The organism is Flavobacteriales bacterium (assembly GCA_020635855.1).
In the GTDB taxonomy this organism is placed as follows: Bacteria; Bacteroidota; Bacteroidia; order JACJYZ01; family JACJYZ01; genus JACJYZ01.
In genome coordinates this window covers 272,784-295,728 of the sequence record JACJYZ010000003.1, presented here as the reverse complement: position 1 = coordinate 295,728, position 22,945 = coordinate 272,784, and the positions used below count along the sequence as shown (strand labels likewise).

At 51.7% G+C, this 22,945-nt stretch carries 18 protein-coding genes; 3 read left to right on the top strand and 15 right to left on the bottom strand.

Annotated features, from left to right (window positions below):
- Positions 1-6: 6 nt before the first annotated feature.
- Both H6585_09570 and H6585_09565 read right to left on the bottom strand, forming a co-directional pair.
- Positions 7-3,306: a SpoIIE family protein phosphatase gene (locus tag H6585_09570; protein MCB9448578.1), complete on the bottom strand. Its 3,300-nt coding sequence runs from the start codon at positions 3,304-3,306 to the stop codon at positions 7-9.
- 67 nt (positions 3,307-3,373) lie between these two features.
- Positions 3,374-6,517, bottom strand: coding sequence for a SpoIIE family protein phosphatase (locus tag H6585_09565; protein MCB9448577.1), 3,144 nt, complete (start codon positions 6,515-6,517; stop codon positions 3,374-3,376).
- A gap of 168 nt (positions 6,518-6,685) precedes the next feature.
- Between H6585_09565 and H6585_09560 the strand changes: the two genes are divergently transcribed.
- From H6585_09560 to H6585_09550, 3 genes are all read left to right on the top strand, one after another.
- Complete coding sequence (locus H6585_09560) at positions 6,686-8,047, top strand: gliding motility-associated C-terminal domain-containing protein (GenBank protein ID MCB9448576.1); 1,362 nt, start codon at positions 6,686-6,688, stop codon at positions 8,045-8,047.
- Entirely contained in the window at positions 8,047-9,003 is a 957-nt protein-coding gene (locus tag H6585_09555; GenBank protein MCB9448575.1) for a type IX secretion system membrane protein PorP/SprF, read from the top strand. Before H6585_09560 ends, H6585_09555 begins: the two co-directional genes overlap by 1 nt.
- A gap of 783 nt (positions 9,004-9,786) precedes the next feature.
- Positions 9,787-12,105 (top strand): PKD domain-containing protein, encoded by a 2,319-nt coding sequence (locus H6585_09550; GenBank protein MCB9448574.1) that lies wholly within the window; start codon positions 9,787-9,789, stop codon positions 12,103-12,105.
- 262 nt (positions 12,106-12,367) lie between these two features.
- Here the strand turns inward: H6585_09550 and H6585_09545 are convergent, their stop codons facing one another.
- The 13 genes from H6585_09545 to H6585_09485 all read right to left on the bottom strand — a co-directional run bounded on the left by H6585_09545 (position 12,368) and on the right by H6585_09485 (position 22,837).
- On the bottom strand, positions 12,368-13,072 hold the full coding sequence (locus tag H6585_09545) for a TerC family protein (protein ID MCB9448573.1): 705 nt from the start codon (positions 13,070-13,072) through the stop codon (positions 12,368-12,370).
- 53 nt (positions 13,073-13,125) lie between these two features.
- A complete protein-coding gene (locus H6585_09540; protein ID MCB9448572.1) occupies positions 13,126-13,413 on the bottom strand; it encodes a transcriptional regulator in 288 nt (95 codons plus the stop codon).
- Positions 13,406-14,005 (bottom strand): hypothetical protein, encoded by a 600-nt coding sequence (locus H6585_09535; protein ID MCB9448571.1) that lies wholly within the window; start codon positions 14,003-14,005, stop codon positions 13,406-13,408. Before H6585_09535 ends, H6585_09540 begins: the two co-directional genes overlap by 8 nt.
- On the bottom strand, positions 14,002-14,199 hold the full coding sequence (locus H6585_09530; protein MCB9448570.1) for a hypothetical protein: 198 nt from the start codon (positions 14,197-14,199) through the stop codon (positions 14,002-14,004). Before H6585_09530 ends, H6585_09535 begins: the two co-directional genes overlap by 4 nt.
- Positions 14,200-14,298: 99 nt before the next feature.
- Complete coding sequence (locus tag H6585_09525; GenBank protein MCB9448569.1) at positions 14,299-16,020, bottom strand: ABC transporter substrate-binding protein; 1,722 nt, start codon at positions 16,018-16,020, stop codon at positions 14,299-14,301.
- A 17-nt stretch (positions 16,021-16,037) separates the two neighbouring features.
- A complete protein-coding gene (locus tag H6585_09520; GenBank protein MCB9448568.1) occupies positions 16,038-17,750 on the bottom strand; it encodes a peptide ABC transporter substrate-binding protein in 1,713 nt (570 codons plus the stop codon).
- A gap of 76 nt (positions 17,751-17,826) precedes the next feature.
- Complete coding sequence (locus tag H6585_09515; GenBank protein MCB9448567.1) at positions 17,827-18,504, bottom strand: lycopene cyclase domain-containing protein; 678 nt, start codon at positions 18,502-18,504, stop codon at positions 17,827-17,829.
- Positions 18,501-19,013 carry a hypothetical protein gene (locus H6585_09510; protein MCB9448566.1) on the bottom strand — a complete coding sequence of 171 codons (513 nt, stop codon included), beginning with the start codon at positions 19,011-19,013 and terminating at the stop codon, positions 18,501-18,503. Before H6585_09510 ends, H6585_09515 begins: the two co-directional genes overlap by 4 nt.
- On the bottom strand, positions 19,013-19,474 hold the full coding sequence (locus tag H6585_09505) for a sterol desaturase family protein (GenBank protein MCB9448565.1): 462 nt from the start codon (positions 19,472-19,474) through the stop codon (positions 19,013-19,015). The genes H6585_09510 and H6585_09505 overlap by 1 nt, the downstream gene beginning before the upstream one ends.
- Positions 19,475-19,476: 2 nt before the next feature.
- Positions 19,477-20,013: an isopentenyl-diphosphate Delta-isomerase gene (gene idi / locus H6585_09500; protein MCB9448564.1), complete on the bottom strand. Its 537-nt coding sequence runs from the start codon at positions 20,011-20,013 to the stop codon at positions 19,477-19,479.
- 12 nt (positions 20,014-20,025) lie between these two features.
- The gene (locus tag H6585_09495; GenBank protein MCB9448563.1) at positions 20,026-20,862 is read right to left on the bottom strand and encodes a phytoene/squalene synthase family protein; all 837 of its coding nucleotides are present in this window, start codon (positions 20,860-20,862) and stop codon (positions 20,026-20,028) included.
- A complete protein-coding gene (gene crtI / locus H6585_09490; protein ID MCB9448562.1) occupies positions 20,859-22,334 on the bottom strand; it encodes a phytoene desaturase in 1,476 nt (491 codons plus the stop codon). Before crtI ends, H6585_09495 begins: the two co-directional genes overlap by 4 nt.
- On the bottom strand, positions 22,331-22,837 hold the full coding sequence (locus H6585_09485) for an RNA polymerase sigma factor (protein MCB9448561.1): 507 nt from the start codon (positions 22,835-22,837) through the stop codon (positions 22,331-22,333). Before H6585_09485 ends, crtI begins: the two co-directional genes overlap by 4 nt.
- Positions 22,838-22,945: the final 108 nt, after the last annotated feature.

Below are 22,945 nucleotides of genomic sequence, written 5' to 3'. Positions count from 1 at the left end.
ACATCGTCAGAAACGGATTCCGATGACCAGCACGTCATCCACCTGCTCTTCCTTGCCGCGCCATTCTTCAAACTTTTCTCTCAACAATTTTGCCTGTTCAGGCATAGGTAGCTTATCGAGATGCAGGAGCAATTGACGGAAGCGCTTGGTCATGAATTTCTTTCCGAGTTCACCACCAAACTGGTCTACATAACCATCCGAGAAAAGGTAGATCCGATCTCCGGGTTCCACCTTTATTTTGTGGTTGGTGAACACCCGTGCTTCGTTGACCTGCACACCTCCGATCGGGAACTTATTCCCCGACTTCATTTCAAATCCGGATGCATTGAAAATGAACAGCGGTCGATACGCACCTGCAAACTGAATTTCCATTTTCTGCGGGTCGAATGAACAAAGTGCCACATCCATACCATCTGTGGTTTCCACTTCGTGATGTCCTTGTTGCAGGGCACGCTGTACCCCGTCGTTCAACTTGTTGAGAATTTCAGACGGCCTGGTGACACCTTGTTCCAGAACGATCTGGTTCAGCAGGTTGGTACCGATCATCGACATAAACGCACCCGGAACACCATGTCCGGTGCAGTCTACCGCCGCAATGATATGCAACCCGTCACGTTGCCCGTACCAGTAAAAGTCACCGCTGACAATGTCTTTGGGCAGGTACAGGATAAAGGCAGCCTTCAATTGTTTGCATACGGTGTCCTTGGAAGGCAGAATGGCTTGCTGTATGCGTTGGGCATACATGATGCTGGACGTGATGTCTTCGTTCTTCTGGGCCAGCTCGCGGGTTCTTTCGGCCACCTTTCCTTCCAGTACTTTGTTTTCCCTTTGGATCTGCTGGGTACGCCAACGGATGAAGCCGAATACACCCGCTACCACAACAATGGTACAGAGGGTCAGGAACCATTCCGTTTCCCAGAACGGAGGCACTACATATATCGACAGGGTTGTTTCATGCTGGTTCCACAGGTCATCGCTGTTGGAGGCCATGACCCGGAAAACGTAATGTCCGCCTTTCAGGTTGGTGTATTGGGGGAACCGGTTCTGACCGGCAGGGCGCCAGTTGTCTTCGAGACCTTCCATCTTGAACTTATACTGGTTTTTGGCAGGGCGGATGTAATCCAGGCCAACCACTTCGAAGGATAAAAACACGGCATCCTTATAATCCAGTTCGATGTATTTCTTATCGATGATGTTGGTATCCAGCTTCAGTTCCTGGCCCAGGGTGCGGAATGATTTGATGTAGACCGGCGGCACATGGTTGTTTTCCCTGACATCGGACGGCAGAAAAGCATTGAACCCTTTGATCCCTCCGAACAGGATCTCTCCACTGGCCAGCTTGCAATAGGCACCCTGGTTGAACTCATTGTTCTGCAGACCATCATCCACATCGTAGGACCGCACCTCAATCTTCTCTCTGCCAGCGGCCGGCGTAAAACGTGCAATGCCCTTGTCGCTCGTACTCAGCCACAGGTTGCCCTTGTCATCCGGCACGATTCCGAGGATCACATTGCTGGGAAGCCCATTGGCCTCATAGTAATTTTCGAACCTGCCCGTAGCAGGATTCAATTTACACAAGCCGTTTCCGGTGCCAAGCCAGATGAAGCCCTTTTCGTCTTCATAAATGCTATAGATGGCATTGTCGCTGATACCGGTATTGTCTTTCTGCTTCTGGTAGTGGGTGAACTCCCCTGTATGCAAATCATAGGCATCCAATCCTCCGTTCAGCGTTCCGATCCACATCACATCGTTGCTGGCGGCATACAAACTATAGATCACGTTATCGCTCAGTCCTTCATCCATTGTCAGGTAACTGAAAGATTCGGTCTTCGGGTCATAGATATTGATACCGGCGAATGTACCGGCCCAGATCTTGCCTTTCGGGTCTTCGGCCAGCGAGAGCACGGTTTGATTGCTTACATAGAGTCCGCCCGGACGTGTTCCAGGGTTGGCTTTCCGGTAATGTGTGAATTTGCCGGTTGCGGGATCATATGCCTGCAGCCCCCTGCCCCACGTTCCGGCCCAGATCTTGCCTCTTGAGTCTTTCAGCAGGCTGATGACGGATTGATGGGTCAAGCCTTCCGGACCATCTTTTTCTATGTGGGAGAACTCATCCAGTTTTCTGTTCCAGACGGATATCCCGCCTTCAACGGTTCCAATCCACACGGTTGCATCATCCACCTCTGCAAAGCACATAATGGTATTGCTGGAAAGCGTGGTCGGCACATTGGTTTCCTGTCGGTAATACCTGAACTTCTGTCTTCCTTTGAAATAGGCATTTACGCCGCCGCCATATGTACCTACCCAAACGGTTCCCGCATCATCTTCCAGCAGACAGCGTATTTGCGGACTGCTCAAGCTGTATTCATAATCAGAATCGGGCCGAATGCACTTGAACTTCCCGGTTTTGCGGTTGTAAACACTGATCCCGTTATACGTGGTGATCCATACATTGCCATCCGATAATTCCTTGATATCGGTAACCCGGGTGTGACAGATGCTCACCTGGGAACTGTCGGTGAAATATTCGCTTTTTCCTGTGGACGGATTGAAAACCGTCAATCCTTTATCGAATGAGCCCACCCACAGTTTTCCCTCTGAATCCGGCAGGATGGCCGTTACCCAATTGCTACCGATTCCACTGTGTTCATCGGCATTGTTGAAGTAGTGAGCAAACTTGCCAGTGGACGGATTGAAACTGTTCAGGCCGCCATTTTCCGTACCGATCCAAATGATTCCCTTTGCGTCCTGAGCAAGACAACTCACCTTGTTGTAACTGATGCTGTTCCGGTCTTTATCGTCTTTCTGATACCGGATGCATTTACCGGTGGAGATATTCATGGCACACAGGCCGTTTTCTGTTCCCACCCATAAAGTTCCATCTTTGGTTTGCAGCAGTGCCTTGATCTGGTCGCCGCTCAGGCTGTAGAAATCCTTCGGGTCGTGTTTATAAGATGAGAAGGTATTGGTCAGCCGGTTGTACCGGTTAAGTCCACCGCCGTCGGTCCCCACCCAGATCGATCCGTCGCTGCCTTCCAGCAGGCACTGGACATAGCTATGCGACATGGAATTCGAATCAAGGGGGTTGTTTTTGAAAATGGTAAATGAATACCCGTCATAAAGGTTCAGTCCGGTTTGGGTACCGAACCACATAAAGCCTTTGCTGTCTTGAAGGATGCAGTTCACAACACTTTGTGAAAGCCCTTCAACACGACTGAACTTCAGGTCCTGCGCCTTCACTCCGCGATGGATGAACAGCGAAAAACAACCGGCGATCAGAAAGCGGGTGTATGTATGTCTGAGCACGCTCTTCAAACCTGCACTATCAGCACACTAAGGTATAAAAAAAGCACGGTCATGGAATCAGGGGGGGTCAGCGGCGTACGCCCATTACCAGCACATCGTCTACCTGCACTTCCTTTCCTTTCCATGATTCGAATTCGGAAACCAGTTTTTTCAGCTGCTCCTGCATGGTCTGATGCTGCATTCCAGTGATGATTTCACGAAGCTTTTTGCTCATGAACTTTTTGCCCGACGGGCCGCCGAACTGGTCTGCATATCCGTCGGAGAAGATGTAAAATGCATCCCCCTCTGCCCAATCCAGGCGATGGGTGGTAAAATGAAAATCATCACTGGTAAGACCGCCGATGGGTTGTTTGTCGCCTTTGATCTCCTTGAGCTCGTTGTCGGCGAACATGTACAATGGCCGCATGGCGCCTGCAAACATCAGTTGTCCGGTTTTGCTATCGATGGAACACAGCGCCATGTCCATCCCGTCGCGGGTATCGTTTTCACGCTTGCTTCGATTGAATGCTTTTTTTAGGCGGCGGTTCAATGCGGTCAGGATTTCTCCGGGTTCAGCGATGCCCTGTTCAAGGATGATCTGGTTCAGCAGGTTGTGTCCGATCATAGACATGAATGCACCCGGCACACCATGTCCGGTGCAGTCCACCGCTGCCAGGTGGGCAATACCCGCCCTGGTTCCGAACCAGTAGAAATCGCCGCTGACGATGTCTTTGGGTCTGAACAACACGAAGGAATCGGAGAAAGCCTGGCTTTCCAGGTTACCGGGTGGAAGCAGGGCCTCCTGGATGCGTCGTGCGTAGTTGATGCTATCGGTGATATCCTTGTTCTTGGCCTCGATGATTTCCTTTTGTTCCACCACTTCCCTGGTACGTTCCGCCACAATGTTTTCCAGTTCGCGTTTTTCCTGCTGCAGGCGTCTTTCCCTGAATTTGATGAACAGGAAAACAAATACGATCAGACCGATGGTACATACCACATAAAACCATGTGGTGAGCCAAAAAGGCGGCTCGATCAGAATCATCCCGATGCTTGCCGGGTTTCTGTTCCATACGCCGTCGCCGTTTCTTGCCTTCACATTGAACCGGTACTCCCCGGGAGGAATGTAGGGATAGGGGATATCATGCTTTTCCGTGGGTGCACTCCACGCGTTGTCGAGTCCCTCGAGGATGTAACTGTACCTCACATGTTGGGGGTCGAGCAGGCTGATGGCCTCGTAGTCGAAGGTCAGGTGCCGCATGTCGTGGGGCAGGCGGAGGCGAACGGGCACTCCGGTGATGGGATTGATGCTGTCGGAATATTGACTCCAGTCGAAGTCTTCGGATTTCAGGCGGAGGTTGAGGATACGCGTGATGGGTTCCCGCGTGTTGCGAAAATCATCCATGAAACTATACCGGGCTACGCCTTTCACCGTACCAAACCACATGTACCCGCCTTTGGTTTCCTCTACGGCATTGGCATTGCATTCCACCCCCATCAATCCTTCGGACTTACCATAATGCCTGACAGAGATGGAATCATGTGCGAGGTAGGTCAGTACATTGAATTTATCCACCCCTTTTGTGGTACCCAGCCACATGTATCCTCTTCGGTCAAAGTGCATGAGGTACACCTTGTCAGACGACAAACCGTTGCTGGTATTGAAATGACTGAAGTTGCCGTTTCTGAGCAGAAATACCCCTTCATCGGTAGCGAACCATATATTCCCTTCGTGATCTGAGAGGATGGTGCGTACCCTTCCGTCGGTAAATCCGGCTTTGGCCGTAAAGTGCTGAAATGATTTCTGGTTGTACCTGAGCACCCCGTTATCGGTGGCAAGCCAGATGCTTCCGTCCTGGTCTTCAAAGGAGCAATACACCTGTCTTTTATCTTCCGGGATCAGGCTGGAATCAATGTGTACCCAGTCGGCCTTGCCGTTGTCGATCACACATGCTCCCCAAAAGGTTGAGAGCCACATGCGGTTGAAGCGGTCGCGCATGATATGGAACACATCTGCTCCGTCGATGTTCTCATCGCCGAACTTCAGGTGTTTGAAACGTTTGCCATCCCAGGTAGCCACACCGGCACGTCTCAAACCCAGCCACAACCGGCCTTCCTTGTCTTCAGCGATTGCATTGACCCCGCCTTCAGGTGCATCGGGCAAGTCATTCAGGTTTTTGATTTCCCATGATCCTGTTTTGTTCATGGAGATGCGGCTGAGTCCTCCGTCTTCACTTCCCACCCAAATGTTGCCACCCTGATCGGCGTGTATGGCATACACCACATCCCCTGCCAAGCCGCTGCGTATATCAAAATTGGTGAACCGCTCACTGCGAAGTCCGCAAATACCTTTCCCATTGGTACCGAACCATACCATGCCTTCCCTGTCTTGCAGGAAGGTCCAAACGGATTCGGATGTCAGTCCGGATTCGGAACCTATGTGGCGGAAGCCGTTTCCGGTCCAGCAAAAACCACCCGCATAGGTAGCGATCCACATGCGTCCGCGGTTGTCCATGAACATCGCGTTCACTGCCATCTGCATGCCTTCCAGTCCTGCCACCGGGATCTCTTCCACGATGTCTTCGGTGAGTTTATAGAGACCGTTCCCTGTTCCGAGCCAGATACTGCCGGAAGCATCTTCCGCAACGGAGCGGATGCGTTGATCGCGCAGACCGTTTTTCTTTCCGAAAAGCTTCAGTTGGTTATCCACCACGCGCAGGGCACCGGCGGTGAATGACCCCACCCACATGTGGTGGTTGCTGTCTTCAAAGAGAGAGAATACAAGACCGTTCGCAATGGAATCATTTCCGAAGAAGGGTGTGAACTCCGTTCCATCCCATATGGAAACACCTTTCGAGGTTCCGATCCAGATCTTGCCGTCGTGGGCGCGCAAGACCTTATATATACGTTCACTTACGAGCCCATTTTCGGTGGTATAGTTGGAAAAAGTCTTTCCATTGAAAATGCTGAGTCCGTTCAAGGTTCCGAACACCATGTTCCCGTTTCCGTCCTGGGTAATGGAAAACACGTGGTTATCGGCCAGTCCTTCCGCTTCTGTATAGTTCCTGAAGCTTCTGCCGTCGTACCGGCTCACCCCACCGTCGTTGGTACCGATCCAGAGCGCGCCTCGGTCATCCTGGTACAAGCTGAGCACCTGGGATTGCGCGAGTCCGTCATCCACCGAGTATGCACGGTAATCCAGCAGTTGCGCACGGGCGACATGGCCCAGTGCCATTACGAAGAAGATGCATGCAAAAGTTATCCGCCGGATCCGCGACATGAACCAAAAGTAAACAAATATTATCATGCCCTCACCCGTGCAGTTATCAATACATACATGTGAACAACAAAGTAAGATCCATTACGAAATATGCCTTTTTTGGCGTATATTAGCATGTTTGCTTTGACGAAGTATATTTTTCATAGAATTCTTCTGCCGGTACTGGCCGGTGTGTTATTCATGTGTCACGATGCAAAAGCGCAGGACACATGTACAACGAAGGTCAGTATTCAGGTGACCCCGGGAGCCAATATCTGCCAGGGCACACAGGTATCGGTAACGGCGCTGGACAGCAACGCCGGCACGCTGCCAACCTTTATGTGGTACCTGAACGGGCAACTGGTCTCATCCAATCCGGATTACTCATCTTCCGATCTCTCCGATGGCGATTCGCTTGCGGTGGTTCTCACATCCTCCCGCGGATGTGTACCATTGGCAAGGGACACCGAATCCGTGGTCTTTCATAAGAGCGACATTCAGGCCACCGGCGAAGCGACGCCTGCCACCTGCAACCAGGAGGACGGTACCATCACCCTGGTAAATGTGAGCGGAGGCCTGGCACCATATACCTTCAGCCTGAATGGAAAACCGGCACAAGCCGATAGCGTTTTCACCGATCTGGAAGCCGGTATGTACGGCATTTATGTGATTGACCAGGCGGGCTGCAACCGTTGGCTGGGTGTGGATGTTCCCATTGACAGTTCCATCAGCCATGTATCGGTGTCCGATTCTCCGGTCAACTGCGGAAAAACAGACGGCACCATCTCCATTGATACCATCGAGGGCGGTGAACCTCCTTATACCGCTATTCTTTCGAACGGCAGTACACTCACATCCTCCACCTTTCCGATGACCTTCACAGGCTTACCGGTAGGTGCGTACAGCATAGATGTGCAGGACGCAAGCGGATGCACATTCAAGGTTTTCTATGTGAATCTTTGGATGGACCACATGATCAACGATGTTCCCATTACATCCGTCGCGCAAACCTGTTATGCATTCGGAAGCTTCACCATCGATGTGCAGAACATCACCGGCGGTGTAGGTGATTTTCGTTTCTCACTTGACGGCGGCAATACCTACTCCTATCAATCGGTGTACACCGGACTTCCAACCGATGAATACCCGCTGATGGTAATGGATTCGGCGGGCTGCAAGTACAGCACCCAGGCATATGTTCCGTTTGAATGTGACCATCCGGAAGATCTGATCTATGTATTCAACGGCTTTACCCCGAACAGTGACGGCACCAACGATACGTGGACGGTTTCCGGCATTGAGATCCTGAAATCCTACAAACTCCAGGTGTTCTCCCGGTGGGGACAAAAAGTTTTCTATACCGAGGATTACGATAATAACAACGGATGGGATGGCATGAACCATGGCGCCCCTTTGCCGGAAGCCACCTATTTCTACATCCTTGAAGGTGTGGCATGGAATGATGTGAAGATTGAAAAACACGGAAGTGTAACCATCGTCAGATAATGAGGGTCGTCAGGTTCCATATTGCAGTTTTGATGCTGATCGGGTTGGGTGCACATGCACAGCAGGCGCCGCAGTATACCCAGTACATGTTTAACCAGTTCGGTTTGAACCCTGCGGTTGCGGGAAGCTTTCCGTGCTGGGACTTCAAAGCCGGTTACCGCACCCAATGGGTAGGATTCGACGGCGCCCCGAAAACCTTTTGGTTCAGCGCGCATGGCCCGCTGAAGATCAGAAGCGGTCATAACGGTAAACACGGTGCCGGCGTGTACCTGAACAGCGACCGCATCGGCCCCGTCCGCCAACTGTATCTGAACTTCGCTTATGCCTATCATGTTCGTGTACAAGATGAATCGTGGTTGTCTCTGGGAATTTTTGCCGGACTGCAGAACTATGCTTTCCGTGGCTCCGAAATCATCACCCCTGTGCAGGATGCTGCGCTGGATGGAGACAACAGTTCGCTGGTAATACCGGAACTGATGCCAGGCATCTGGTACACATCTCCGAACAGCTACATCGGCATGTCTCTGAAACATTCATTGGGCAACAAGCTCAAAGCCCATGGTCCCGAAAGCGACCTGTCAAGACACATTTACCTCACAGGCGGTAAGCGCTTCGTTTCCAAATCAGGGATCATGTACACGCCTTCCGCCATGATCAAATATGCCCCTTCCGGTCCGTTGGCGGTTGACCTCAATCTGTTTGCCGACCTGTCGGAACCGATCGGTATCGGCGTATCCTACCGCTACCAGGATGCAGTGGCCGCCATGCTGAGGTTGCGACTCAGTTATTCTTTCTTTGTGGGATATTCCTTTGACTACACCCTCTCCGACATTCAGAATGTCAGTTCCAACACCCATGAGTTTGTCATCGGGTGGAGCCCTTGCGGGCGGGGCAGCAACGGCCTCGGTGGCGGCGGTGGAAAGGACAAGAAGAAGAACTGTCCGGCTTACCAGTAGTTGGTTACTGGTTGATGGCTCTGCTGTCCTGTCGGGGCAGTAAAATTTGTTCCCGCGCAATTTTTCCCATCTGTGTTTTCACCTCAGACTTCATTTATTTCCGATTTTTTTTGCGGGTTGTGCAACTTTTAAAAAAGGTAGGCGTCTTATATATGAAGTCAGGGTTCAGAGACTGACTTCAATTCCTTCCTCAATTATGTGATGCACGTACCAACCGATGCGAAAAACCCCGGAGCCACCAAAGCCCGGGGTTTTTCATTTTCACTTCCCGGCATCTCACCTGCCCTACCCCATATGAAGCGCATTGAAATCAAATCCAGATGTATCCACGCACCCGTTTGCAAACTCCACTTCAAACAATTTCAATTTATTCATGGCACCCTCCCAACTGAGAATCACAGTTAGATGACAACGATTCCCGCTAACCCCTTTTATTTCGCCAGGTATGAATGCCGGTCGGATTGATCAAGCGAATACCTGCAATCCGGCGGTGTTTGCGGAACCTTTATTCACGCCTCCACCGGGGGGCATGACCCGTATACCCATATGGCTTGCTAAAAATATTTTGATGTCAAAAAGTCAACTTAGTAAGCCATCTACCAGCACCTGTGATCCGTGTCCTGTTATGTCTTGACTTCTTACATCGAACTTTATACTTTGTGTTACAGTTGCAGTTCGCTATTTGTATTTGATCCGTTTATCCTGACCGGGAAAGTCCCTCAATTGATTGCGCATGACCTTTGCTGGATGGGCGGTTCGCTTTTAACAAAAAACCCTAATACTATGAGAAGAAAGCTACTCTCTACCATGACCGTAGCCGTGTTCCTGTGTACATCCGTTTTTGCACAGAGAAAGGAATTCAACGGGTCGCTGGTTTTCGATTCACAGGCTCACAATGCCGTGGAGCGTACCGCCCAGTACCCGGAGATCAGTCGCCAGGCACACGCCTACCAGGTGTACAGCATCGATGCACAGGCATTTTTCAAGCATGTGCTGGAAGCCGAAAACACCAAGGAGTTCACCCTCAATATGGGACAGAAAGAATGGGCATTCACCATCTGGAAAAACGAACTCCGCTCGCCCAATTACACGCACAGTGTGATGACAGACCACGGACTTATTGAAGTCGCCCCCGTTCCTACCAGCACCTATGCCGGGTATGTGAATGGCAACCCCGACAACTGGGTACGCATCAACATCCGCCCCGACCACGTGGAAGGCATGGTGAACGTAGACCATGTAGCATACAGCCTGCAGTCGGTATCGGTGTTTGAGGCCAGTGCCAACAAACAAGCCGACAACAACCTGGTGGTTTACAAAATGACCGACCTGGTCGACTTCGGTGTTTCATGCGGCGGCCATGCCACCGCCGGAAGCAGCGGTGACAACATCCTGCGCGACGTTCAGCACCAGATGCAGCAGGAACAAACTCCGGATGCACTTCCAGCCAACCCGGAAGCAACATCTCCGCTGACGGTGACCCATCTGTCAGGCGCCAGAAAAACCGCAGCCTACCAATGCGTGGAAATCGGTCTGGCCGAAGACTATGGATTTGTGACCAAAGCCGGTGGCGTGAGTGCCGGTGAAACCCGCTTGCTGGATATTTTCAACTATGTAGACGGATTTTATGATCAGCACCAGATCGATTATAAAGTCGTGAAGGTGTATTCCGAAGCCACCAATGCCAATACATGGGGCAGCAGTGTCGCATCCCAAACCCTGCTCGACAACTTCACCAGCTGGGGACCCAACGGTTTTGGCGTGACGCATGACCAGGGCACCCTCTACTCCACCCGCGACTTCGACAACAGCGGTGTGATCGGACTGGCATGGGTAGGTACTGTTTGCACCAGCCAACGCTACGGTGTGATGGAATACTACTCAGGCTGGGCCAACAACCTGTCGTACCATGCCGTGGATGAAACCCACGAAATGGGTCACAACTGGTCCTGCGATCATGACAACAGCAGCAACACGTACATTATGTACCCATCGCTGACAGGGACCAATACAACCTGGGGTTCCACTTCCACGTCGTCCATCGCCAACCACAAAGGCAGCAGAAATTGCCTCGACAACGGCCAGTGTGTAACCAGCACCCCACCGGCGACCGACTTTGTTGCAGATATCACCGACGGTTGCGGATCACTGACCGTGAAATTCACCGACATGTCCGCCAACAATCCCACCCAGTGGTCGTGGGATTTCGGCGACGGTGGCTCTTCCACCCAGCAAAATCCGACGCACACGTATAGCTCTGCCGGCAACTACACCGTGAAGCTGACAGCCACCAACAGTTACGGCAACGATACCAAAACCAAAACGGCATACATCACCGTGGGCAATGGCAATCCGTATGCTTCCGTGAAAGGCGGTCCGGTTGACGGCACATTCGGCGGTGGTGGCTACTTCAGCACCAACGACCTGAGGGGACTGTTCTTCGATGTGAAGAAAGACATCGTGCTCGAATCGGTTTGGGTGGATGCCAACACCAGCGGCACACGCACCATCGAAGTACTTTCCAATGCAACGGCCAACACCAGCGACGGAACCGTAACCGGTACGACACTGATCACCAAGGACGTGAGCATTACCGCAGGACAGGGACGTGTCACGCTCGGCTTTGCCATTCCCGCAGGAACCAACTACTTCATCAAGTTTACAGGAACCTCGGATTGCTACCGGAACAATTCAGGCCCGAGTTTCCCATACAACATTTCCGACGGCGCCACCAGCCTGGTGGACATCACCAAGACCAACGTAGTGGGCAGTGAAACTTCCTACTACTATTACTTCTATGATTGGTCGGTGCGTCAGAAAGGTTGCACATCTACCAACGGACTGAATGAACTCAGCGATGAGATCAGCATCTATCCCAATCCGGCACAGGACCGTTTGAACGTGCATCTCGGACAAGTACCCGGCAACCGGGTTGAACTGACGCTGATGAACGCGGTGGGTGCTGTTGTGTACCGCAACGAAGCCGTTCGGGCCAACAGTGATTTCTCCATTGAAACCGGCAACCTGGCCGAAGGTATTTATATGTTGCGACTGACATCCGGCGGCGCAACAGGTACCACACGTGTGGTGGTATCGCATTGATCGGATCCTCCGAAACATCTGATGAAAAAAGAGCGGCCTGATGGTCGCTCTTTTTTCGTTATTGGCTAATGGTTGTTCGTTATTGGAAAGCATCGGACCGCTACTTTCCCACCTTTCAGTTTATCCGGTGTGTGAAAAAATTAGTGGCCAGCAAGGTTCCTTATTGCTGTAAACGCTCGTTTATTGGTTCGCCCGAACAACGAACAACTATTAACGAATAACTACTAACCAACAACTATTAACCAATAACCATCAACCACCCTCACTTCCCTTTCCTCACCCGCATGTTCACCAATTCCACGGCCAATGAAAAAGCGACGGCGAAGTAGATGTAGGCTTTCGGCACGTGGATGTGCAGGCCCTCCACGATCAGCATAAAACCGATCAGGATCAGGAAAGCCAGCGCAAGCACCTGAAGGGTCAGGTGTTTGTTCACGAACCGGCTGATCGCCCCGGAGAAGAACATCATCACCACGATGGAGATCACCACGGCGGTGATCATCAGGATCAATTGGTTGGTCATACCCACGGCGGTGAGGATGGAATCGAATGAGAAGACGATGTCCAGTGTCACAATCTGCATCACCACAGACGACAAACTGTTTTTCCCCATGGCGGTTTTTTCGTGATGTGCTCCTTCGATCTTGCCATGTATCTCAGACGTGCTTTTGGCCAGCAGGAACGCACCACCGCCGAACATGATCAGGTCTTTCCCGCTCACCGCAAAGCCTGTTACCGTGAAGAGCGCATCCTGGAAACCGATGATCCAGGAGATGCCGAGGAGCATGCCGATGCGGACAAACAATGCCAGTGCCAGTCCGAGGTTCCGGGCAAAAGGCTGCCGGTGTTCAGGTAAGCGACCCGATACGAGGGAAATAAAAATGATGTTGTCGATCCCGAGAACGATCTCAAGAAATGTAAGAGTTGCAAGGGCTATCCATGACTCTGCGTGGAGGAATACTTCCATGTAAACCGGTTTTCACCAAAGGTACAAAGAACATGTCCTGCCCCATTCGATCTTCAGCTGTTCCCCAGGTAGCCTGAGATTGCCTGCACGTATATTTCGAATGCTTTCCTGCCTTTGGCAGTAACCGAACATTGTGTGAGCGGGTAGTTGTCGCGGAAGGATTTCTTCACGGAAATGTACCCGGCTTCTTTCAATTTCGACAGTTGTACGCTCAGGTTTCCCTTGGTAGCCTTGGTCTTTTCCAGGAGGAAACTGAACTCGGCATCCTGCACCTGCATCAGCAACGACATCACGGCAAGCCGGAGTTCGTTGTGCAACAGCGGATCGAGTTTTTTAAACATGGTGATCCCGCTTCAGCATATAGGCAGGCGCGATATACGATAAGGCAACGGCCAGCGCCAGCAGGGGTAGCTGCAGGTCAAATGACAGGAAGCAGGCCACAACGCCGAGAACCCAGTTGCTGATACCACCCACCATGAGCGGGCGGAAACGCAGGGCACCTCCGGCAATGTAGGTACCCATGCCGTACATCAGGATCAGGACCGGATAGACAATGTCCCATCGCATACCACCGGATTTCTGTCCGACACACCAAAGCAACAGGAACAGGGTGATCCCGAAAGCGGTCCACAAATGTCCAAGGAACTGCCCTACATAGGTACGCGCCCTGCGCCTCCGACCTCTTCTCCACAGGTACACTGTATGCCCGATCAACGCAATGCCCAGTCCGACCGGCCATACCATTCCATGCCAGGAAACCCGGGCCCATACCATCAGCATGTATTGCGTCCAGGCGCTGACGAACACCATCCATCCCCAAAGCAGATATAGAAAACGATCCGAACGCCAATCCGAACGGGTTTGCTCCACCATGCGGTGGATGACCTTCAGCGCCTCTTCTGGCTGAAAGCCGGATTCTTCCTGCCCGCTCATGGCCTGCGCAACTGCGTTACCAACGCCATGGCGACGAAGCCCGCACCCATCCCAATGTACATTCCGATCTGTTTGCTGCCAAGGGCTATGCCTATTCCCATGCCCAGGAACATGCATCCTACGAACACAATGCCTCCGATGCCGTAAGGACTTGGTCGCTTTGTTTTATCGGAAGTGTCTTTGATTGTTTCCATGATTTCAGGTTTTTGTTATGACAAATATAGACTAGTTTATAATATAAACCTAATTGGTAAAAAAAAGTTTCATGCTAGGATAAGGATACGAATCAAACCTTACTCCTTTTCATAATAGCTTTCGGTAAAGCTGTACATCCGCATCAGGTTTCCCCCTATGTTTTTGAGATCGGAGCGGTAAAGGATGAATTTGATGTCGTGGCTCAACGGCAGGGCGGCCACATCATCCACAAGAAACTGATCGGCTTGTTTGTACAGGGCGAACCTTTTTTGGGGATTGATCTCTGCTGTCGCCTTTTCAAACAGCTTGTCATATATCGGGTTCCGGTACCGGCACAGGTTGATTTCGGAATCCATGGACGGATCGTCGGGTACATTCGCACCGTAGAAAAGGCACAGGAACGCCTCGGGATCGGGATAGTCTGCATACCACCCCATCAGGAACACCGGCAGGGTACCTCCAAAACACCGCTTCACCAGGTCCTGGAACGGCAGAACCACGGGGTCGATGGTAATGCCCAGGTTGTCCTGCAACATAGCCTGAACCGACGTGGCCATGGTAGTCATATTGGAACTAAAACCCACCTGGATCACCGGGAAACCCTTTCCGTCCGGATAACCTGCTTCGGCCAACAACGTTCTTGCCTTGTCGGGATCAAACGGAATTCCGGTTACTCCCTTCGCGTCGTATTGCCCGAAAAAGGGAGGGATCAGACCACCGTGTGCGGGTTCCGCCAGCTTGGTCATCACCTGGTTGGCCAGCCGGTCCCTGTCAATGGCCATGGATATGGCCCTTCGGATACGCACATCTTTCACAAGGGGATCCTGATGCTGGAAGCCAAGGAAAGCAGTTTGCAGAATCTCCCCACGCTTCATGGAGAACCTGTCTTTGTTAACGCCATCAAACAACTTTTGCACGTTGGTATTTCCCAATACAGTGGTCAGGTCCACGGTGCCTTTCAGGAGTTCGGCCATGTCATTCGCATTGTGATCGAAGCGGAACATCAACCCATCCAGATAAGGCAGTTGGTTTCCCTGCACATCTCTCCTCCAGTAATTTTCGTTTCTTACCAACGCCACGTATTCGCCCGGCTCGGCACTTTTCAGTTTAAAAGGTCCCGTCCCCACCGGGTGCGCATCCAGGTGTTCCCGGCCGTACATTTCCACAGCTTCATGCGGGTAAATCATCGTCATCATGGAACTCAGCATGTAAAGAAACGGGGCGAATGGTTCCTCCAGGCGAATTTCAACGGTATAATCGTCAATGGCCCTCAGTCCTTCCACAGAACTGACGCGCCCGTCACCAATTTCCCTGGAATGGTAATAGGAAGAAGCGCCTTTGATGCGGCCATTGACCAGCCAGAAGTTATCATTTTCCGGACCGGGTTCGCACAATTGTTGCAGGCAGTATACGATATCATGTGCATCCACCTCTCTGCCCTTGCCATGAGGAAAACATGGGTCGTCATGAAAATACACCCCCCTGCGGATCTGAAAAATAAAGCGGGTGGCGTTTTCCAGTATGTTCCAGCTTTCGGCAATTGCGGGTTCCACATCACCCCCTTCCTTCCGTACCTGAACGAGTCCTTCCATCACGTTCACAAGCACCTGCATGGAACCAACATCACCTGCCTTGGGTGGATAAAGGCTGACGAAACCCGTTGGCTCATTCAATGTGACAACACCACCGTACTTGTGGTTTTTGATTGACCCACCCTGTTTTCCTTTTTCCGGTGGTGTGTCATGCCCGTTGCACGACATCAGTATGACCCCTGCGAGGAGCATCACCCTGAATCCAAAACGAACCTTTGCTGTTTTCAAACCCTTCATCGCTTTCATCATTCATCTTCCGGTCCGAAATAAACCTCACCGAAATAAAACACCTGCAATCTGTTTTCCTCGAAATTTCTCACCTGGTTGTTGAGTACGCCGAACTTACTGCCATAGGCAATCGGTACTACCGCCGCATCACGCATCAGCATTTCATCCGCCCGTTGAAACAATTCCATTCGCTTTTTCAAATCCAGCATCTTATCCGCCTCATCCATCAATTTGTCAAAAGCCGGGTTGATATACCGTGAAATATTAGCGGATGCGGTTGCACTGGACATATCCTCTATGTTCGTGCTGTAGAAAACGGACAGGAAAGTTCGCGGGTCCGGGTAATCTGCAATCCATGAGGCCCTGGACATGGGTGCGGTACCACTGAAAGCGCGTTTCACCAGGTCCTGAAATGACAACAATGTGACATTAACAGACACGTTCAGGTTTTCAGCCAGCATCTCCTGGATCGCCAGTCCGAATGCTTTGTGCCTTTCCGAACATATGAATTCAAACTCGGGAAATCCCTTTCCACCCGGGTAACCTGCTTCCGCAAGCAATCGTTTGGCTTCATCCGGATCATATCCGATGCCATCCACATACTTGGTTTCATACGCCTCGAAATACGGAGGAACCACACCGTGTTTGGCAGGCTGTTGCCCATTGGTGAGATGTTTGGCAATACGTTCCTTATCAATGGCCAATGCGATGGCTTTTCTCACCCTCTCATCCTGAAACGGTTTGTAGGAGTGCAGGAAAGTCAGATAGGTACTGGATAGTGTAGACACCTGAAACAACCTGAAACGGCCGTTGGTTTCATGGGAATGAAATTGCTCGGCCATTTCCATGTTCATGTTCCGGCCCAGGTCAAGTTTGCCGTTGCGGATCGCCGCAGCCTCATTTAACTGTTTGTCAAGGCCGATCATGATGCCATCCAGATAGGGCAGGGCATTGCCCTCTGCATCTTTCCTCCAATAATGTTCATTTCGTGCCAGGGCGACATACATGCCGGGTTTCACATCCTTGACACGGAACGGACCGGTACCTACGGCTTTCTGATCCAGATGAGCAATCCCGTATTTCTCCACGGCTTCCCGCGGATATATTAACGTATACTGGCTGGTAAGTAGATAGGGTAATCCCGAAAACGGTTTGGTCAGATCAATTTCCAGGGTGTAATCATCAATCACTTTGATACCTTCCACATCGGCCACTTTTCCGTCTGCGGCCTCTGTTGACTGGTGGTACTCCCTTGCCCCTTTGATCAATCCGTCCACCAGCCAGAATGATTCGTTGTATTTATCGGCTTCGCACAGGCGACGGAGGCAATATGCCACATCCTGTGCAACCACCTCACGGCCCTTGCCGTCCGGGAAACATGCATCATCCTGGAAGTGGACGCCCCTGCGGATATGGAAGACATAGCGTGTAGCCTCATCCAACACATCCCAACTTTCGGCCAGGCACGGTTCCGGTACGGGTGAACCGCCACGAAAGGCAACAAGCCCTTCCATTACGTTCCATAAAATCTGCATCGAGCCAAGCTCTGTGGCACCCAGTGGATACAAGCTCTTGTATCCATCCCCGAAGTTCATCCTGAATATACCGCCATACTTGCCGTTACCGGCTTCATTGGCCGGCATTTCATCAGGTGCGTTCGACCCGCAGGAAGCGAACAGCAGCAAGCCCACCCCAAGGAGGATGCGTATGGGTCCGGATTTAAAAATCATGACCATTGTATACCGGAAATGCGGAATAATGTTTCGCCTCAAATAAACCGGTAAATGATGCGGGAATTGGAAGCGTTCAATCCACGGAAGGCCTCCGTAAACGGATGTATGTGCCCACGCAAACCATGAGGATCAGCAGCGAGTAGAGGTGGTCTTCGACGGGTATGGTTCCGAGCCTGATGCCGGTGATTGCATCCGGATGATAGATGACGACCGGCAATGAGGTGAGCACCCCGTTCACTGTCCAGAAACCGATCAGGTGAAACGGATACAGAAAGTAAACACCTGCCATGGCCGCACTCCCCGCCCATTTCCGGAATCCGATGATTGACACGAACAAACCTGCCGCCACCACACAGGAATAAGGATGGGCGGTATTCATCAGACAAAATATGGCCGATATAAACAACAGCATGATGGTGATCAGCCGTTCGGTTGCCAGCGAAACCGGTGTGGGAAAATAGTGATGCAGCACTTCCCAAACGAATATCATGCAATACGGAATAGCCAGGAAGAACAGCCACTCTTCCACTGGCAATCCAAAGAGATTTACACCGATAACATAAGATGGATTGAACGACCAGTACCCCTGCCGGGTGAACCAGACGTCCCAGGGTATGAACACCAGTGCTCCCGCCATCAGCGCAACACCCAGTGCTTTCAAATTGGTGAGGATGCGAATGCGCTTGTCGGCGATGAACAACACCGGCATCAGGATGGATCCGAGATCGAGCAAAAGATACGTCCAGGTCATTTTACTGTGCGGGCTATTTTTTCCTTCTCGCTGGGGGAGCAGGATACATGTTCGGTCAGCAGGGAAGTTACCTGGTTGCATAAAACAGCATCCTCCCTGCACGTACTGCCCAGGCTGCCAATTAAAAATCGTTTGTCTTCATCAACGGCATCACTTTGCCCGAGGAATGACGGTAACTGCGATTGCATGGCGAGTCGCAGGTAATGCACCTCCGTGTGTTGGGGTGCAAGCGACAGGGCACGGTCAAAGCACCGGTTCGCTTCGGTGACCAGCCGGAGTTTGGTGAACGGATTTACGGCAAACTTCGCAGCCAATGCCTTACCACCTCCCAGGTACCCCCATTCCAGCGCTGACTTTTCCTTTTTTGCCTCCAGGCTTGCGCACAGCTCTGCGGCGGCAGCCTCGCTGCCAACGGCGGCGGCGAAAGCATGCCGGAGCTGTTGCGTATCCTGTGCCCTACCGAACACCGGCAGGCAACATACCATCAATATCAACCGGAATGCGGTCATCACTTATTCCGTTTGATTTCCCTGAAATAGCGAAGAGGAACCACGAGCATACCGAAGCATTCGCCGTCTTCCTTCCCGGTATGTTTATGATGTGCTTTGTGCGCCCTCCGGATGGCCAGCAGGTATGGGTTCTGCGTATTTCTGAACCATTTGAAGCGTTGATGGATGAACACATCATGCACCAGGAAATAAGCCAGTCCGTAGGCCGTGATCCCGAACCCGGCAGCTGCGGCAGGGTTCACACCATATGCCATTCCGCCTGCGATCAGCAGAAAACCGGGTATGGCGAAGATCAGGAAGAATGCATCGTTGCGCTGGAAAAATCCGCCGCGGGGCACATGATGGTCGGCATGCAGGAACCACCCCGGTCCGTGCATGATGAACTTGTGTGAGAACCAGGCCATGCCTTCCATCAAAACAAAGGCAAGCACAAAGAAGAATAGATTGAAAAGAACATTCATGGTTATATGGCCAGGGATTGACAGATTTGACGGCTTCTGAATTTCTCCACCTGTTCAAAGCAGATGCGAAACCACTCGGTGAATGTTGCGGGTGACAAAGCGATTTCATTGCGGATTTTCTCGGGTGAAACAAATCGCGTGGCTGCCACTTCATCCGTATTGATCCTGAACGGGCCGTTGTACGAACCGATCCAAACATGGTCCAGTTCATGCTCGATCATCCCCTGATCCAGGTGCTTTTTATAGATGAAGCTAAAGGCGTGAAACAGGTCGCACTCAAAGCCCATCTCTTCCCGGAGGCGGCGTTTGGCAGCATGTTCGATGTCTTCACCGGGCCTGGGGTGACTGCAACAGGTATTGGTCCACAAGCCACCCGAATGGTACTTCGTATGGGCCCGTTGCTGCAACAACAGTTCTCCCTTGCGGTTGAAAACGAACACCGAAAACGCGCGATGCAGTTTCCCTTCCCGGTGGGCTTTCATTTTTTCCATCGTCCCGACCGGATGATCGAGCCGGTTCACAAGTACTACATGTTCCATGGCATATGAGTATTAAAGCAGGTTGAGACTGTGACGAAAGTAGGATTGAAGCAAGATGCCGTATTTGCGGTGGTTGGAAATGCGGATACGTTCCCGGAGCACCCGTTTCGCCGGCACTTTTCTAATCTTGCGAAACAATTGGTAGTAATACATGTAGGCCACATACACGCCAAACCGGGCCGTGCGTGGCAGCAGCCGTATTCCGATTGCCGCCTGCCTGAAGTCCCGCTCGATTTCCTGTTCAATCATGCGTTTGTCGGCATCCGTCAGTTGTGACACATCCACATCCGGGAAGTAGTTCCTGCCGAGCAGTTCGTAGTCGGCCCTCAGGTCACGCAGAAAGTTGATTTTCTGGAATGCACTTCCCAGTCGCATGGCATAGGGCTTCAATTGTTCATACGCAGTATCGTTGCCGTTACAGAACACGCGCAAACACATGAGTCCGACCACTTCGGCCGATCCAAGGATATATTGCTTGTAATGTCCGGCATCGAACTGCTGCATGTCCAGATCCATCTTCATGCTGTTCATGAATGTATCGATGAGGTCCCTCCCGATGCCGTAGCGGTGAACAGCCTGCTGAAAACTGTGCAGGATGGGGTTCATGCTGAAGCGGCGAGAGATGGCGTCATCCGTGTCTTTCCGGAATTGTTCCAACAGGTGCGCCTGATCCTGGTCATGAAAGGTATCCACGATCTCGTCGGCGAACCGCACAAATCCGTAAATGGCATAGATGGGTTGATGCAGCCGGCGGTTCAATAAAAAGATACCGAGCGAAAAACTCGTGCTGTACAGGCGTGTGGTTTGCCGGCTGGCCTGCGCGGCGATCTGATCATACAAATTTCTCATGGTGATGGGTGTAAGGTTTTTAATATCTGGCGGGCGGCAATCTCTCCGGAAATCAGTGCGGGCGGCATACCCGGACCCGGAACAGTCAACTGCCCCGCGAAGTAGAGGTTCGGCATTTTGGAACTGGACATGGTGGGTTTCAGGAATGCGGTTTGGGAAAGTGTATTCGCCAGGCCGTATGCGTTTCCTTTCAGGGCATTGTAATCCTCTGCAAAATTCCTGTGGGCATAACTTTTTTTCAAGATAATGTCAGGACGGACAGGTGTTCCCAGCAATTGCTCGAACCGATCCATGACAAGATGGAACAGCCGTTCACGCACCTCTTCGGTGTCTGCCAGTCCGGGTGCAACCGGAATCAGCACAAACAGATTTTCCTTTCCTTCCGGTGCAACGGAAGGATCTGTTTTGGAAGGACAGCAAACATAAAAAAGCGGGTCATCCGGCCACTGGGGTTGGTCGTATATCTGTCGGGCGTGTTGCGCAAAATCCCGATCGAAAAAAAGGTTGTGGTGTTGTAAACCGGGCAGCTTGCGATCCACACCCAGGTAAAACAAAAGCGCGGAAGGGGCTAGTACACGCCGGTTCCAATACTTCTCGGCATAGTGGCGATCCTTCAGGGTAAGCACCTGTTGTTCGATATGATGATAGTCGGCCGCTGCAACCACCGAATCGGCCATGTATGTTCCGGCGGAGGATTCCACCCGGATGCGGTCGTTCACGCGCGTCATGTTTTTCACAGGCTCGCCGAACCTAAACTCCACGCCTTGTTCCCGTGCCACATCCGCCATTCCATCCACAATGCGTGAGATGCCACCCATCGGGTACCAGGTGCCCAGTACGATATCGGCAAAGTTCATCAGGCTATACAGGGAGGGTGTGCTGGCCGGTTTGGCTCCCAGGAAGAGAACGGGAAACTCGAGGATGCGACGGATATGATCATTGCTGAAACGCCTTCCTATTGCGCCGCTGATGTTCCTGAACAGTCCGAGGGTCATGATGGAACGGATCACTTCCGGGGTGAGGTACTCCCTGAATGAAAGCCCGGGCTGATAAATCAGGCTGTTCAGGCTCAGTTCATATTTCTGCTTGGCTTCCGCGAGAAATTCGCGCAACTGGTCTGCGCTGCCGGGTTCCATGGATTCAAACAGGCTGGCTACCGCTTCTTCGCCGGCGGGCACGTCCACTACATGATCATCTCCGAAGAACACGCGATAGGAAGGATCAAGGCGTACCAGGTTGTAGTAGTCGGACGGTTGTTTGCCAAAGGCGGCAAAAAAACGTTCGAATACATCGGGCATCCAGTACCAGCTCGGGCCCATATCAAAAGTAAAGCCTGCTTCCCTGAATTGGCGCACGCGGCCACCCGGCTGATCGTTCTTTTCCAATACCGTTACATGCTGGCCTCCCTTGGCCAGGTAAGCGGCGGATGACAAACCGGCGAGCCCGGAACCTATGACTACCGTGTTCTTCATGCGTACCTAAGTTCAGACAATTGGTGTTGCAGGGCCTTCCTGGCGAAGTGTATCTTGCTCTTCACCGTTCCGATCGGAATGCGGAGGTGCTCGGCTATTTCATGGTAACGGTACCCGTGGTGATGCATCAGGAAGGGTTGTCTCCATGCTTCGGGCACAGATGCGAGGGCTTTGCTGATCTCATCGCTGAGCAGTCCGCGCTCGGGACTTTCATGACCCACACCCGGGGATGGGGTTCCCGCCGTGTAGGCCATCCCACCCATCACAGCATGCCGCACGCCTTGCCTGCGATAGCGATTGATGAAGGTATTCTTCATGATGGTGAACAGCCAGGATTTGAAACTGATGTTCTCCCTGAATTTCTCCCGGGATGAAAGTGCTTTCAGGCAGGTATCCTGCAGCAGGTCATCCGCATCATCCCTGTCTGCTGTGAGAGACAGCGCAAACCGGTGAAGGCTGACCCGCATCTTCGACAACTGATCCTGGAACTCCAAAGTAGACATGAGAATTTTGTTTAATGTTTATTACATTTAGATAAACAAACATACCACCATTAAACATGGAATTCCAAATATTGTTCATTAATTTTTGTTAATTATTAAACAAAATAA